Genomic DNA, 14,544 nt, shown 5'->3' with positions numbered 1-14,544 from the left:
CTATCCCCGCAACGCCCGCCGCAAAATCTTGCCCACCGGCGTCTTCGGCAGTTCGGTGCGGAACTCGATATATTTGGGCCGCTTGTAGCCGGTCAGGTTCTCGCGGCAATAGGCGGTCAGTGCTTCGGCGGTAAGCGCTGGATCCTTCTTGACCACGAACAGCTTCGGCGCTTCGCCTGAATGCTCGTCCGGCACGCCGATCGCGGCCACTTCGAGCACGCCGGGGTGCATAGCCACGACCTCCTCAAGCTCGTTCGGATAGACGTTGAAGCCGGACACCAGGATCATGTCCTTCTTGCGGTCGACGATCTTGGTGTAGCCGCCCTCGTTCATGAAGCCCATGTCGCCCGATTTGAAGAAACCGTCCTTGGTCATCACCTTGGCGGTCTCGTCCGACCGGTTCCAGTAACCGGCCATCACTTGCGGTCCGCGAATGCAGATCTCGCCGACTTCGCCGAGCGGCATATTGTTGCCGTCGTCGTCGCGGATGGCAATCTCGGTCGAGGGCAGCGGCAGGCCGATTGTGCCGGTGAAATTGCCGTCGCTGAATTTGTTGGCGGTGGCCACCGGCGAGGTCTCCGAAAGTCCGTAGCCCTCAGTGACCGGGCAGCCGGTCAGCGCCTTCCAGCGCTCCGCAACCCCTTTCTGCACTGCCATGCCGCCGCCCAGCGTCAGGATCAGCGGCTTGAAGTCAAGCTTGCGGAAATCCTCATTGTTGAGCAGCGCATTGAACAGCGTGTTGAGGCCCGGAAAGATATGGACCGGGTATTTCTGCAGCTCCTTGACGAAGCCGGGAATGTCGCGCGGGTTGGGGATGAGAATGTTCTGGCCACCCATTTGCATGCCCATCAGCGCGTTCACCGTCAGCGCGAAGATGTGATACAGCGGCAGTGCGCAGACAAGGTTGAGATGCGCCGGTTTCGGCTTGATCGCGTAGGCGTCCTCGATCCAGAGCGCATTCTGCGCGACATTGGCCAGCACATTGCTGTGCAGCAGTGTCGCGCCCTTCGAGATGCCGGTGGTGCCGCCTGTATATTGCAGGAAGGCGACGTCGTCGGCCGAGGCCTTGGCGGGCTTGAAGCTTGTACCGGCGCCAGCCTTTAATGCGGCATTGAACTTGACATGGCCGGGCAGCGACCATGCCGGCACCATCTTCTTCACCCGGCGTACGACAAAATTGACGATCGTCCCTTTCAGGCCGCCAAGCATGTCGCCCATCGAAGCGACCACCACATGCTTGACCGCCGTCCTGGCGATCACCGCTTGCAAGGTGTTGGCGAAATTCTCGAGAATGACGATAGCCTGCGCGCCGGAATCCTTGAGCTGATGCTCCAGTTCGCGTGGCGTGTAGAGGGGGTTGACGTTGACCACGACATAGCCCGCCCGCAGCACCGCCATCATCGCCACCGGATATTGCAGTACGTTCGGCATCATCAGCGCCACGCGTGCGCCCTTCTGCAATCCCGTCGACTGCAGATAGGCGCCGAAGGCTGCCGATTGCCGTTCGAGCTCGGCATAGGTGATGGCCTTGCCCATGCAGATGAAGGCCGGCTGGCCGGCAAACTGCTTGCAGGCGGCGACAAGAAAGTCGCCGATCGATTTATGGGGCAGCGGGCCGATCTCGGCTGGAACGGTTTTCGGATAGTTTTTGAGCCATGGCTTTTCCGGCAGTCCGGCGGCGAGCGCGGTCAACGCCTTCGGCAATCTCTTGACCGGCGCCGGTTTTGTTGCTGCCGCTTGTTTGGTGGTAACGGGCTTCGCCGCCGCCGGCGCGGTTTTTCCAGCCGCAGCCTTGGCCACACCTTTCGCGGCGGGCTTTGCGGCTGTTTTGGCAGTCTTCTTCGTGGCGGCAACGGCTTTGGCAGGTGGCGCCTTTGGCTTGTCCGCGCCTGCGACCTGTTTTGCTCCGGCTTTGGCCTTCGCCGGAGTTGGCGTCTTTGCGGATTTTGCCATCTGCCTCCCTCGTCGTTCTTCTTGTTGTCTCTACTTGCTTCATGCCGCGTCGCCTCCCGGATGACAGAGCGGCATTGCGGATTCCCAAGAAATCCGATGTGCCATCTATGTATGGCGACTATCGGCGGCCGTGCAAGTCTTGCCCCTGCGGCAAGGCAGGAAAGATTTGCCGTCAAATATTTCGGCGACAACGCCTTGGGAAGCCGCTCCCCGTCATGCTGACGGCGAACGCGAAGTCTGTGGGTTATTGTATCCGCGAGATCGGCGATCAATAAAAAAATGCGGTCGTTAATAATAGCGTGATTAGCAGGTTTTGCTATTTTTTTCTGAAATTGGGCAAAATCCAAGAATTATTTTCTGCTTACGGTGGGTTAGGCAAACAGGGAGTTCCAAAGCTGGAGAAACGGTGCTTATATGCGCGCTTCGCGAGCCTGATAGAGGGGCTTGGCAGAACATCAGGGAGTGCTCAATGAAAAAGAAACTGACTTTTGCGGCCGCGTTGCTGGCCGCAAGCGTCATCGGCGGCATGGCTAACGCCAAGCAGCTGGTCTATTGCTCGGAGGCGTCGCCGGCCGGTTTCGACCCGTCGCCATGGAGCGGTGGCAACGATTTCGACGCATCGTCACGCACCATCTATTCGCGTCTGGTCGAGTTCGATCACGGCAAGACCACCATCTCGCCCGGCCTCGCCGAGAGCTGGACGGTTTCCGACGATGGTCTCGAATACACGTTCAAGCTTCGGCCCGGCGTGAAGTTCCAGACCACCGACTATTTCACGCCGACGCGCGACCTCAATGCCGACGACGTGATCTTCTCCTTCGAACGGCAGTGGAAGAAGGAAAACCCGTGGTACAGCTATCTGGAAGGCACCGGCTGGGAGTATTTCACCGGCATGGGCTTCCCGGATCTCCTGAAGGAAATCGTCAAGGTCGACGACCTGACGGTGAAATTCGTGCTGAACAAGCCTGAAGTCGCCTTCCTGCCCGACCTCGGCATGGATTTCGCCTCGATCGTCTCCAAGGAGTATGCCGACCAGCTCGACAAGGCCGGCACCAGGCAGCAGTTCACGCAGAAGCCGATCGGTACCGGTCCGTTCCAGTTCGTCGACTATCAGGTCGACGCCGTCATCCGCTATGCGGCATGGGACGGCTACTATGGCGGCCGCCAGAAGATCGACGATCTGATCTTCGCCATCACGACCGATCCGGCCGTGCGCGCGCAAAAGCTGAAGGCAGGCGAGTGCGATATCATGTCGTACCCGGCGCCGGCCGACATTGCCGGCCTGCAGGCTGACACGAACCTCAAGGTCGACGAGCAGGAAGGCCTCAACATCGGCTACCTCGCCTACAACACCACGGTGCCGCCCTTCGACAAGGTCGAGGTCCGCAAGGCCCTCAACATGGCGGTCAACAAGAAGGCGATCATCGACGCGGTCTATCAGGGCGCCGGCCAGCCGGCCGTCAACCCGATCCCGCCGACCATGTGGTCCTACAACAAGGACATCAAGGACGATCCCTATGATCCCGAAGCGGCCAAGAAGATGCTGGCCGACGCGGGCGTCAAGGATCTGTCGATGAAGATCTGGGCAATGCCCGTCAGCCGTCCGTACAACCCGAACGCCCAGCGCGTGGCTGAAATGATCCAGGCCGACTACGCCGCCGTCGGTGTCAAGGCCGAGATCGTCAGCTACGAATGGACCGAGTATCGCGAGCGCGGCAAGCAGAAGGACCGTGACGGCGCCTTCCAGCTCGGCTGGACCGGCGACAATGGCGATCCGGACAACTTCCTGTTCCTGCTCGGCTGCGACGCCATCGGCCAGTCCAACTACGCGATCTGGTGCAACAAGGAGTTCGAGGACCTGCTCAAGAAGGGCAAGGCCACCACGGACGTTGCCGAACGCACCAAGATCTACGAGGAAGCTCAGGTCGTGTTCAAGCGTGAGGCCCCGTGGCTGACCATCGCCCATTCCAAGGTCTTCATGCCGATGAACAAGAAGGTTTCGGGCTACGTCATGGACCCGCTCGGCATTCATCGGTTTGACGGCGTCGACGTCACCGAATAAGTCCACGAGAAATTGGGCGGCGGCGCTGGACTTCCAGCGCCGCCGTTCTATGAAGTAAGATGCTCCGCTATCTCCTCCATAAGCTCGCCCTGATCGTTCCGACCGTGTTCGGCATATCGCTGGCGGCGTTTGCTTTCGTTCGGCTGCTGCCGGGCGACCCGATCCTCGCTCTGGCCGGCGAGCGCGGCGTCAGCCCCGAGCGTTACGCGCAGCTTATCGAGCAATTTGGTTACAACCGGCCCTATGTCATCCAATATCTCGAATATATCGGCAGGGTCCTGACCGGCGACTTCGGCATATCGATCGCCACCAAGCGGCCGGTGCTCGGCGAGTTCCAGGCGCTGTTTCCGGCAACGCTGGAACTGGCGACGATCGCATTGATCATCGCTGTCCTCCTCGGCATTCCCGCCGGCATCTTTGCCGCGATCAAGCGCGGATCCTGGTTCGACCAGGCGACGATGGGCGTGGCGCTGACCGGCTACTCCATGCCGATCTTCTGGTGGGGCCTGCTGCTCATCATCTTCTTTTCCGGCTATCTCGGCTGGACGCCGGTCTCCGGCCGCATCGGCCTGCAGTATTTCTTCAAGCCGACCACGGGTTTCATGCTGATTGACAGCCTGATCTCCGGCAAGAGCGGCGCTTTCAGGTCCGCTGCCAGTCATCTGATCCTGCCCGCCATCGTGCTGGCGACGATTCCGCTCGCCGTCATAGCGCGCCAGACGCGCTCGGCGATGCTGGAGGTGCTGGGCGAGGATTATGTCCGCACCGCGCGCGCCAAGGGCCTGGCGCCGCGCCGTGTCATCGGGCTGCACGCCTTTCGCAACGCGCTGATCCCGGTCGTCACCACCATCGGCCTGCAGGTCGGCACGCTGATGGCGGGCGCCATCCTCACCGAGACGATCTTTTCCTGGCCCGGCATCGGCAAATGGATGATCGACGCGATCGGCAAGCGCGACTACGTCGTCGTCCAGAGCGGGCTGCTGATCATCGCGCTGATCGTCATGGCGGTGAACCTGATCGTCGACGTGCTCTACGCCGTCATCAACCCACGCATCCGGGTGCAGTGAGATGACCGACCAGTCCGCGGCCGAAGCCACTGCTGCCTCCGTTCAGCCCGGCGGCCGGCAACGCGCCTTTACTGAATTCTGGCACTATTATTCGATGAACACCGGCGCCGTCATCGGCCTTGTCGTGTTCGCTTTGCTTGTGCTGGTAGCGATCTTCGCGCCGCTGGTCGCGCCGCATTCGCCCGACGAGCAGTTTCGCGACGCGCTGCTGGCGCCGCCGGCCTGGCAGGAGGGCGGCAAATCGATGTTCCTGCTCGGCACCGATGCCGTCGGCCGCGACATGCTTTCGCGGCTGATTTTCGGTGCGCGCTTCTCGCTGTTCATCGGCCTGGTGGTCGTCGTCTTCTCGCTGACCAGCGGCATCATCCTCGGCGTGCTCGCCGGCTATTTCCGCGGCTGGGTCGATACGCTGATCATGCGTGTCATGGACATCATCCTTGCCTTCCCGTCGCTGCTGCTCGCGCTGGTGCTTGTGGCGATCCTCGGGCCTGGCCTGTTCAACGCCATGCTGGCGATCGCGCTGGTGCTGCAGCCGCATTTCGCCCGACTCACCCGTGCGGCGGTGATGGCCGAAAAGAACCGCGAATATGTGGTCTCCGCCAAGGTCGCCGGCGCCGGCCACATCAGGTTGATGCTGGTGACGATCCTGCCGAATTGCGTGGCGCCGCTGATCGTCCAGGCGACGCTGTCCTTCTCCAACGCCATCCTCGAGGCCGCGGCGCTCGGCTTCCTTGGCGTTGGCGCGCAGCCGCCGACGCCCGAATGGGGCACAATGCTGGCCTCGGCCCGCGAGTTCATCCTGCGCGCGCCCTGGGTGGTGACCTTCCCCGGCCTTGCCATCCTGATCACGGTGCTGGCCATCAACCTGATCGGCGACGGCCTGCGCGACGCCTTCGACCCCAAGCTGAAGAGGTCGTGAGCACCATGCCTCTTCTCGAGATCAGGAACCTGACCGTCTCCTTCGACACCGCCGCCGGTCCGTTCATGGCCGTGCAGGGCATCGACCTGTCGATCGAGCCGCGCGAAGTGCTGGCGATCGTCGGCGAATCCGGCTCCGGCAAGTCGGTGGCGATGCTGGCGGTGATGGGGCTGTTGCCGGACACGGCGACGGTGAAGGCCGACCGCATGGCCTTCGACGGCGTCGATCTGCTTGGGCTCAGCCCGTCGGAGCGGCGCAAGATCGTCGGCAAGGACATCTCGATGATCTTCCAGGAGCCGATCGCCAGCCTCAATCCATGCTTCACTGCCGGCTTCCAGATCGAGGAGGTGCTGCGCTTTCACATGGGCATGGACCGCGCCCAGCGCCGGGCCCGCGCCATCGAGTTGATGACGCTGGTCGGCATCGCCGATCCGGAGGATCGGCTGAGTTCGTTCCCGCACCAGATGTCGGGCGGCCAGTGCCAGCGCGTCATGATCGCCATTGCCATCGCCTGCAATCCGAAGCTGTTGATCGCCGACGAGCCGACGACAGCCCTTGATGTCACCATCCAGAAGCAGATCCTCGATCTGCTGGTCTCCCTGCAGGCCAAATACGGCATGGGGCTGATCATGATCACCCACAATATGGGCGTGGTGGCCGAGACCGCGGACCGCGTCATCGTCCAATACAAGGGCCGCAAGATGGAAGAGGCCGACGTGCTTTCGCTGTTCGAAGCGCCGCAGAGCAACTACACGCGCGCGCTGCTGTCGGCGCTGCCGGAAAACGCCGTCGGCGACCGGCTGCCGACCGTTTCCGACATGCTGTTCGAGCCGGCGCCTTCAGCAACGGGAGCCGCCTCATGAGTGTAACGGTTCTCGAAGGCAAGAACATTGTGCGCGACTACCATGTCGGCGGCGGCCTGTTCCGTCCGGCCCGCACCGTTCATGCGGTCAAGGGCGTTTCCTTCACCGTGCAGAAGGGCAAGACACTGGCGATCGTCGGCGAAAGCGGCTGCGGCAAGTCGACGCTCGCCCGCATCATCACGCTGATCGATCCGGCGACATCCGGCGAGCTCTTCATCGACGGCAACAAGGTCGACATCGCCAAGGACGGCCTCACCAAAGAGATGCGCCGCAAGGTGCAGATCGTCTTCCAGAATCCGTATGGCTCGCTCAACCCGCGCCAGAAGATCGGCGATGTGCTCGGTGAGCCGCTGCTCATCAACACCGACAAGCCGGCCGAGGAACGCCGCGACCTCGCGATGAAGATGCTGAAGAAGGTCGGCCTTGGACCGGAGCACTACAACCGCTACCCGCACATGTTCTCGGGCGGCCAGCGCCAGCGCATCGCCATTGCCCGCGCGCTGATGCTGAATCCCAGCCTTTTGGTGCTGGACGAACCGGTCTCGGCGCTCGACCTTTCGGTGCAGGCGCAGGTGCTCAATTTGCTCGCCGACCTGCAGGACGAGTTCCAGCTGACCTATGTCTTCATCAGCCACGATCTGTCGGTGGTGCGCTACATCGCCGACGACGTGATGGTGATGTATTTCGGCGAGGCGGTCGAATACGGCTCGCGCGACGAGGTCTTCGCCGATCCCAGGCACAACTATACCAGGACGCTGTTCGCGGCAACGCCGCGCGCCGATGTCGCCTCGATCAAGGCCAGGCTGGCGAAAAAGAAGGCTGCCTGAGCGGCCCAATCACGACAGTCGGGCGATAATGGCGCGCAGCGCTTCGCCGAAGCGGTGGACCTCATCGACCGTGTTGTAATGCACCAGCGAGGCGCGGATGGCGCCGCTGTCCATCGAGAGGTTGAGGCGCTTCATCAGCCGCGGCGCGTACATGTGGCCATCCCGAATGCCGATCTGCATCTCGGCCATCTCTTCGACGATCCTTTGCGGCGACAGCTTGCCGATGTTGAAGCAGAAGGTCGGCACGCGTTCGTTGAGGCGGGCCTCGTCCGCGACGCCATAGATTGTCGCCCAGCAATCCTTGAGCACGGCGAGCATCTCGCGCGCCAGCACCAATTCATAGTCGCGGATGGCGCCCATGCCGGCGACGATGTTCTCGCGGCGCGAGCGGTTGTTCGAAGGCGCGAGATTGCGGCCGATCAATTCCAGATATTGCACCGCGGCATCCATGCCCGAAACATTCTCGTAGATGAAGGTGCCGGCCTCGACCTTGTAGGGAGGCTCGTCGGGGATGAAGTCCTCGCGGAAGGTCGGCAGCCGCTTCAGCGTTTCGAAACGGCCCCACAGGAAGCCCATATGCGGCGAGAAATTCTTGTAGCCGGAACAGACCAGGTAGTCGCAGTCCCAGGCCTGCACGTCGATCAGCCCATGCGGCCCGTAATGCACGCAGTCGAGGAACACTTCGGCGCCGGCCGCGTGCGCGATCCTGGCGACGGAAGCGACGTCGACGATCGAGCCGATCGAATGCGCCGTCACCGTGCAGGCGACGAGCCTTGTGCGATCCGAGACCAGCGGCCTGAGGTCGTCGACATGGAGATTGCCGTCCTCGCGCATGCGCCACCATTTGAATTTCGCGCCGGCCTGCTCCAGCGCCAGCCAGGTGGCGATGTTGGCGTCGTGGTCCATGTCGGTAATGACGATCTCGTCGCGCTCCTGAAGCATCTGGCCGATACCGAGGCTGACCAGGCGGATGAACGAGGTGGCGTTCATGCCGAAGCAGATTTCCGAGGGGCTGTAGGCGTTGATCAGCAAAGCCACGCTTTCGCGCGCATCGGCGACGGATTGATCGACCGTGACGCTGCGGCCATAGCGGCCGCCGCGCTGCACATTGTGGCCAACGAGATGATTGGTCACCGCGTCGAGCACGCTTTGCGGAATCTGCGCGCCGGCGGCATTGTCCATGAAGATGAAGTCGCCGGCCTGCTGCAGAGCGGGGAACATGGCGCGGATCGTATCGACCGGGAACGATGCGGCGCTGTCCGCCTTCGGGGTCTGGTGCTGGTTCACGGACGTCTCCTTCAGTTCAATTGGGGCAGAAATGGCGATGCCGGGCTCAGTGCGCGCCGGACTGTTTCTTGCTGCGTTCTTCGAGATAGCCGACCAGGCGCACGAGCGGCCACAGGAAGGCGAGATAGATGATCGCCGCGCCGATCAGCGGCGTCGGATTGGCCATCAGCGCCTGCGCGTCGGTCGCCTGCTTCAACAGGTCCGGCATGGCCACGACCGAGGCCAGTGCGGTGTCCTTGAACACCGAGACGCAATTGCTGGTCAGCGGCGGCACGACGACGCGGAACGCCTGCGGCAGGATCACCTTGCGCATCGCGGTCCAGAACGGCAGGCCAAGCGTCGCCGCCGCCTCGAACTGGCCTTTCGGGATGTTCTGGATGCCGGCGCGGCAGACCTCGGCCGTGAAGGCGGCAAGCACCAGCGACAGCGCCAGCGCCGCCGAAACGAAGGATGAAAGGCGGATGCCGACAAACGGCAAGGCGTAATAGATCAGGATCAGCACGACCAGGATCGGCAGCGCTCGGAAGATGTCGATATAGCCGATGGCCAGCCGCCTCAGCAGCTTCGGCGCGTAGAGGCGCACCAGGCAGATCGCCAGTCCGGCGACGGTGCCTAACACGATGGCCGCACAGCCAAGCAGGATGGTGTTGCCGAGCCCGCGAATGAGGATCGGAAACGACCTGACCAGAATGCCCCAGTTGAAGAACGTATCGATCAGTTCCATGGCGTCGGCCCAATGGCGTGAGCAAGCCCGCCGCCAGCAGCGGGCTTGTCCCACGGATGAAAGATGAGGCGTGCCTTAGTCTGTGGCCGGCACACCCTGTCGACGGACAGTTAGCCGGCTTACTGAGCCTGCGGGATCGGCCCCGGCGTCACCGTGCTGGTGCCGGCTTCCGGATCGACGCCGAACCACTTTTTGTGGATCGAAGCCATCGTGCCGTCCTTCTTCATTGCGGTGATGGCGTCATTGACCTTTTCCAGCAGCGGATGGCCTTTTTTCGTCATCATGGCGAAACGCTCGCCGGTGGGGATGCGCACCAGGATCTTGAGCGCGGGCATCTGCTTGATGGCGAACAGGAAACCGGCCAATTCGCCGGCGCCGCCATCGATGCGGCCGTTCTGCACGTCGAGCAGCAGGTCCTGCTGGGCATTGTAGCTCTTGGTCTCGGCGACGCCGAGCTTTCCGGCGTTTTCCTTCATGTAGGCTTCGCCGGTCGAGCCGGCGATGACGCCGATGGTCTTTCCCTTGAGGTCGTCGAGCGACTTGATGGTCGAGTCGGACTTGCCGACGATGGTGCCGTCGCTGTCATAATAGGCCTGCGTGAAGCCCTGGTTCTGCAGCCGCTCATTGGTGATCGAGATCGACGAGACAGCGAAATCGATGCGGCCCGATGCGGTCGCCGCGAACAGCGCCTGGAAACCGAGATCCTGGAATTCGGCCTCGGCGCCGATGCGCTTGGCAACATCGTTGGCGACGTCGATCTCGAAGCCTTCGAAGGAGCCGGATTCGGTCTTGTATTCCCATGGCGGGTTCGCCGGATAGGCGCCCACCACGATCTTGTCGGCAAAGGCGGGTGCTGCGAAGGCGACGCCCGCGGCGATGATCACGCCAATCAATCCTAGACGATGCAACATGGTGCTTCCCTCTGGTTCGGCCACCCCCTGTGGCGCTTTTTCCACTTCCGCCCCTTTCAGCGCACCGGGCGCTGCAGGCGAGGCGGTGCCTGAAGTCAGGATGCGCGGCGTTGTCGCGCGCCGATGAGATCTTGCAGACGCGCAAGCAGCGCATCGACTGCGTCGTCCGTGGTGACCATGCCGGGCGACAGCCTGAGCGTCGCGCCGCGCGCATCGCAATAGAGCCGCTCGTCTCGCAGGCTCGACACAGTCTTCGCCGGATCGATGCCCTGCGGCAAGGTCAGCATCACGCTGCCGCCACGTTCGCTGGCGGCCAGCGGGGAACGGACCGACCAGCCATTGTCCAGCGCATGGGCAATGATGCGCTCGCCAAGCGACGTATTCTGGGCGCGGATAGCGTCGACGCCGGTTCTTTCCGCCCATTCGAGGCCGGGCAGCGATGCGACGCTGGCCAGGATGGCCGGCGTGCCATGATCGAAGCGGCGGGCATTGTCTGCATAGGAAAAACTGTCGAGATCCCATGAGAACGGGTTCGGCTGGCTGAACCAGCCGCGCAGTTCAGGCCGGCATATTGTCAGGAGATCGGGCGTCACTTGCAGGATGCCGGCGCCGGAAGTGCCGCACAGCCACTTCAGCGATGTCGAGACGACGAAATCGACCGGCGTCTGCGCTACCGAGAAGGGGGCGACGCCGATGCCTTGCGTGATGTCGACGCCGACAATGCTGCCCATCGCCCGGCCATGCGCCGCAAGCCGTGCGATATCGCAGCGGTGCGAGGCCGTCGAGGTGACGAAGGTCAGCAAGGCAAGGCCGACATCCTCCTGCCAGCGGGCGATGAAATCCTCATCGCGCACCCAGTTTTCGCCGGGCCGCAACGGCACGGTGTCGAGCGTGAAGCCGAAGCGTTCGGCAAGGCCGGCAAGCAGGAAATGCAGGCTCGGGAAACAGTCGGCGGCGATCAGCAGGCGTTTTCCCGCCAGCCGCCTCGACGGCAAGGCCCCGATCAGGCTGTAAAGCGCCGACGTGACATTCTCGGCGGTGGTCAGCGTGCCCTGTGGCGCCTCGATCAGCCGGCTCCAGGCATCGATGAAACGCTGTCGCGCGGCAAGTGCTGCCGGCCATTGGCCATCATCTTCCGCCGACCAGATGCCGGAGAATTCCGCCAGCGCGGCAGCCATGCGTTCGGCCTTGCCGGGAAAGGTGCCGATCGAATGGTAGAGAAAATAGCCTGACATTCCGTGTCTCGTTCCCTTGTGATCATGTGATCACAAAACAGGATGGGGATCAATTGCCGCAGCTTAAGAAACGCGGACCGCAGGTCCAAATCAGGCGATTGTTCTTGGTCCAGCGCTGCCGGGACTGGCTGGGTTTCAGCCAGTATAGCGCCGGTGTCAGGAAGCCTTGCCAAAGCCGGCGAAGTCGACAGGCCTGGGCTCGGGCACATCCGGGCAGATGGCACGCAGGGTCTCTTGGGTGGCCATGATGTCCGCCACCACCTCGTTGCGGGCGCGGACGATGTCTTTGTCCCTGAGGGCCGCGATAACAGCGACATGCTGTCCCGACGGTTCCATCGTGCCGGCGCGCATCAAAGGCTCGACATGATTGGACAACAGCCGCATATAGGGTCCGAAGCGCAGCCACAGCGTCTCGATCAACTGGAACAGCACGTCGGAGCCGGAGGCGCGATAGATGGTGAAGTGGAATTGCTGGTTCTTGGCGATCAGCTCATAAATGCTGTCATTGCGTCCGATCGCCTGCTGGTCGGCGGTGATCCGCTGCAAGGTTTCTATGTCGGAAGCGGTCAGGCGTGGCGCCCCGAGTTCGGCCGCCAGCCCTTCGACGGCGACGCGCGCCCGACAGAGGTCGTCGAGCCGCGCCCGGGTGACGACCGGCACGCAGGCCGAGCCGTTCTGCGAGATCTCCAGCGCGTTCTCCGCCGCCAGTCGCCGCAAGGCTTCACGCACCGGCATGTTCGAGGTGCCGAAGGCTTCAGCCAGCGAGGCAATGGTCAGCACTTGTCCCGGATCGAAGCTGCCGACCATCAAGGCATGCCGAAGCTGCTGGTAGACGCCGTCCTGGACGGTTACACGTCCCGATACAGGTTCAAATCCCAGAGCCACGGTTTCGCTTTTCCCTTGGTTGCCGACAGAAGCTATGTGCAAAGGGACTCATCTGCCGAAAGCAGTGTGATCATCTGATCACAGAAAGCGGATAGAGCCAAGCCGTTGGGCCGGCGACACGCATCGCCCTCGATCTGGGCGCACCTCAGTCCGGAATCACCGCCGTCGCCTGTATCTCCACCTTGGCGCGATCCTCGACCAGCGCCACCACCTGCATGGCGGCCATGGCCGGAAAATGCCGGCCGATCACCGCGCGATAGGCTTCACCGATTCCTCTAAGGTTCGCCAGATATTCGGCCTTGTCGGTAAAGTACCAGGTCATCGAGGTGATATGCTCCGGTTTGCCGCCAGCCTCGGCCAGCACGGCGACGATGTTGGCCAGCGTCTGGCGCACCTGGCCGACGAAATCGTCCGTCTCGAACCGGCATTGTCCATTCCAGCCGACCTGGCCGCCGACGAAGACGAGCTGGCCGCGCGCGGCAATGCCGTTGGCATAGCCGACAGGTTTGGCCCAGCCTTCCGGCTGCAGTATGGTGTGCATGTCTGGCCTCCCTCAATCCGCTTCTCGAATGTCCGATTCGAAAACAGTCCAGTCTCTAATCCCCTGGGAAGCCCTCAGGCTGCGCCCATCACTTGTCTGGCGATCACCACCTTCTGCACGTCCGACGCGCCCTCGTAGATGCGCAGTGCCCGGATTTCGCGATAGAGGCCCTCGACGATATGGCCCTTGCGCACGCCGTCGCCACCATGCAGTTGCACCGCCTTGTCGATGACGCTCTGGGCGCGGTCGGTTGCGTATAGCTTCGCCATCGCCGCCTCCCGCGTCACCCGCGCAGCGCCCATGTCCTTGGCCCAGGCGGCGCGGTAGACGAGCAGCGCTGCGGCGTCGACATCCAGCGCCATGTCGGCGATATGGCCCTGCACCATCTGCAACTCGGCCATCGGCGCGCCGAACAGCTTGCGCTCCGCCACTCTTTTGATGCTTTCGTCCAGCGCGCGCCGCGCGAAGCCGAGCGCCGCGGCACCCACAGTCGAGCGGAATACGTCGAGCACCGACATGGCGATACGGAAACCGTCGCCGGGTTTGCCGATCAGCGCCGGACCCGGAACGCGAACGCGGTCGAACGACAGCCGCGCCAGCGGATGCGGAGCGATCACCTCCAGCCGCTCGGCAATGGTCAGCCCCTTCGCGTCTGATGGCACGATGAAGGCTGAAAGCCCCTTGGCGCCTGGCGCCTCGCCGGTGCGGGCAAAGACGATGTAGAGGTCGGCAATGCCGCCATTGGAGATCCAGGTCTTTTCGCCGGACAGCACATAGTCGTCTCCCTCGCGCGTGGCCGTCATCTCCATATTGGCGACATCAGACCCCGAGCGTGGCTCCGACAGCGCGAAAGCCGAAATCGCCTTGCCGGCGCGTGTCTTGGCCAGCCATTGCTGCTGTTCCGGCGTGCCGAACAGGCTGAGCGCGCCTGTGCCGAGCCCTTGCATGGCAAAGGCGAAGTCGGCCAACCCGTCATGCCGGGCCAGCGTCTCGCGCGTGAGGCAGAGCGTGCGCACGTCGAGCGGTCCGGGGTTGCCGGTGTCGATCGCTGTCGGCTTCAGCCAGCCATCCCGCCCGAGCTTCGTCACCAGTTCCCGGCACGCGGCGTCGACATCGTGATGATCGACCGGCAGGTTTTTCGCGCACCAGGTGTCGAGCCGCTCCGCCAGGTCGCGGTGGCGATCCTCGAAGAAGGGCCAAGAAAGGAAGGAACGGTCAGGCATTTCTGCCCCCGCTGTTCTTCAGCCCTTGAGCTCCACGGTGCCCCCCT

13 protein-coding genes are annotated in these 14,544 nt (G+C 62.9%); 5 read left to right on the top strand and 8 right to left on the bottom strand.

The genetic code is table 11. The features are described from left to right. A complete protein-coding gene (locus MESS2_RS01930) occupies positions 1 to 1,953 on the bottom strand; it encodes a long-chain fatty acid--CoA ligase (protein WP_008872361.1) in 1,953 nt (650 codons plus the stop codon). Positions 1,954 to 2,422: 469 nt separating this feature from the next. Here MESS2_RS01930 and MESS2_RS01925 point away from each other — a divergent pair, with 469 nt between their 5' ends. Genes MESS2_RS01925 through MESS2_RS01905 form a run of 5 tightly spaced genes read left to right on the top strand, consistent with a single transcriptional unit; the run spans position 2,423 to position 7,691 of the window. Then, positions 2,423 to 4,015 carry an ABC transporter substrate-binding protein gene (locus MESS2_RS01925; RefSeq protein WP_008872359.1) on the top strand — a complete coding sequence of 531 codons (1,593 nt, stop codon included), beginning with the start codon at positions 2,423 to 2,425 and terminating at the stop codon, positions 4,013 to 4,015. A 59-nt stretch (positions 4,016 to 4,074) separates the two neighbouring features. Continuing rightward, positions 4,075 to 5,082, top strand: a complete 1,008-nt coding sequence (locus tag MESS2_RS01920; protein WP_008872358.1) for an ABC transporter permease subunit — start codon at positions 4,075 to 4,077, stop codon at positions 5,080 to 5,082. A gap of 1 nt (position 5,083) precedes the next feature. After that, entirely contained in the window at positions 5,084 to 6,001 is a 918-nt protein-coding gene (locus MESS2_RS01915) for an ABC transporter permease subunit (protein ID WP_008872357.1), read from the top strand. Positions 6,002 to 6,006: 5 nt separating this feature from the next. Beyond that, a complete protein-coding gene (locus MESS2_RS01910; protein WP_083918326.1) occupies positions 6,007 to 6,864 on the top strand; it encodes an ABC transporter ATP-binding protein in 858 nt (285 codons plus the stop codon). Continuing rightward, positions 6,861 to 7,691, top strand: coding sequence for a dipeptide ABC transporter ATP-binding protein (locus tag MESS2_RS01905; protein ID WP_008872355.1), 831 nt, complete (start codon positions 6,861 to 6,863; stop codon positions 7,689 to 7,691). The genes MESS2_RS01910 and MESS2_RS01905 overlap by 4 nt, the downstream gene beginning before the upstream one ends. 9 nt (positions 7,692 to 7,700) lie before the next feature. Here the strand turns inward: MESS2_RS01905 and MESS2_RS01900 are convergent, their stop codons facing one another. The 7 genes from MESS2_RS01900 to MESS2_RS01870 form a co-directional block, all read right to left on the bottom strand. After that, positions 7,701 to 8,978 (bottom strand): cysteine desulfurase-like protein, encoded by a 1,278-nt coding sequence (locus MESS2_RS01900; RefSeq protein ID WP_008872354.1) that lies wholly within the window; start codon positions 8,976 to 8,978, stop codon positions 7,701 to 7,703. Positions 8,979 to 9,024: 46 nt separating this feature from the next. Then, positions 9,025 to 9,702: an amino acid ABC transporter permease gene (locus tag MESS2_RS01895; RefSeq protein WP_008872353.1), complete on the bottom strand. Its 678-nt coding sequence runs from the start codon at positions 9,700 to 9,702 to the stop codon at positions 9,025 to 9,027. A gap of 119 nt (positions 9,703 to 9,821) precedes the next feature. After that, positions 9,822 to 10,613, bottom strand: coding sequence for an ABC transporter substrate-binding protein (locus MESS2_RS01890; protein WP_008872352.1), 792 nt, complete (start codon positions 10,611 to 10,613; stop codon positions 9,822 to 9,824). A 95-nt stretch (positions 10,614 to 10,708) separates the two neighbouring features. After that, positions 10,709 to 11,848, bottom strand: a complete 1,140-nt coding sequence (locus MESS2_RS01885) for an aminotransferase class V-fold PLP-dependent enzyme (RefSeq protein ID WP_008872351.1) — start codon at positions 11,846 to 11,848, stop codon at positions 10,709 to 10,711. Between the two features lie 156 nt (positions 11,849 to 12,004). Continuing rightward, positions 12,005 to 12,733 (bottom strand): GntR family transcriptional regulator, encoded by a 729-nt coding sequence (locus MESS2_RS01880; RefSeq protein ID WP_008872350.1) that lies wholly within the window; start codon positions 12,731 to 12,733, stop codon positions 12,005 to 12,007. 145 nt (positions 12,734 to 12,878) lie between these two features. Next, a complete protein-coding gene (locus MESS2_RS01875; protein WP_008872349.1) occupies positions 12,879 to 13,274 on the bottom strand; it encodes a RidA family protein in 396 nt (131 codons plus the stop codon). Positions 13,275 to 13,348: 74 nt separating this feature from the next. Beyond that, positions 13,349 to 14,497: an acyl-CoA dehydrogenase family protein gene (locus tag MESS2_RS01870; RefSeq protein WP_008872348.1), complete on the bottom strand. Its 1,149-nt coding sequence runs from the start codon at positions 14,495 to 14,497 to the stop codon at positions 13,349 to 13,351. Positions 14,498 to 14,544: the final 47 nt, after the last annotated feature.

The sequence above is a fragment of the Mesorhizobium metallidurans STM 2683 genome (assembly GCF_000350085.1).
Lineage (GTDB): Bacteria > Pseudomonadota > Alphaproteobacteria > Rhizobiales > Rhizobiaceae > Mesorhizobium > Mesorhizobium metallidurans.
The sequence above is the reverse complement of the archived record's forward strand: the minus strand, read 5'-3'. Positions and strand labels throughout refer to the sequence as shown.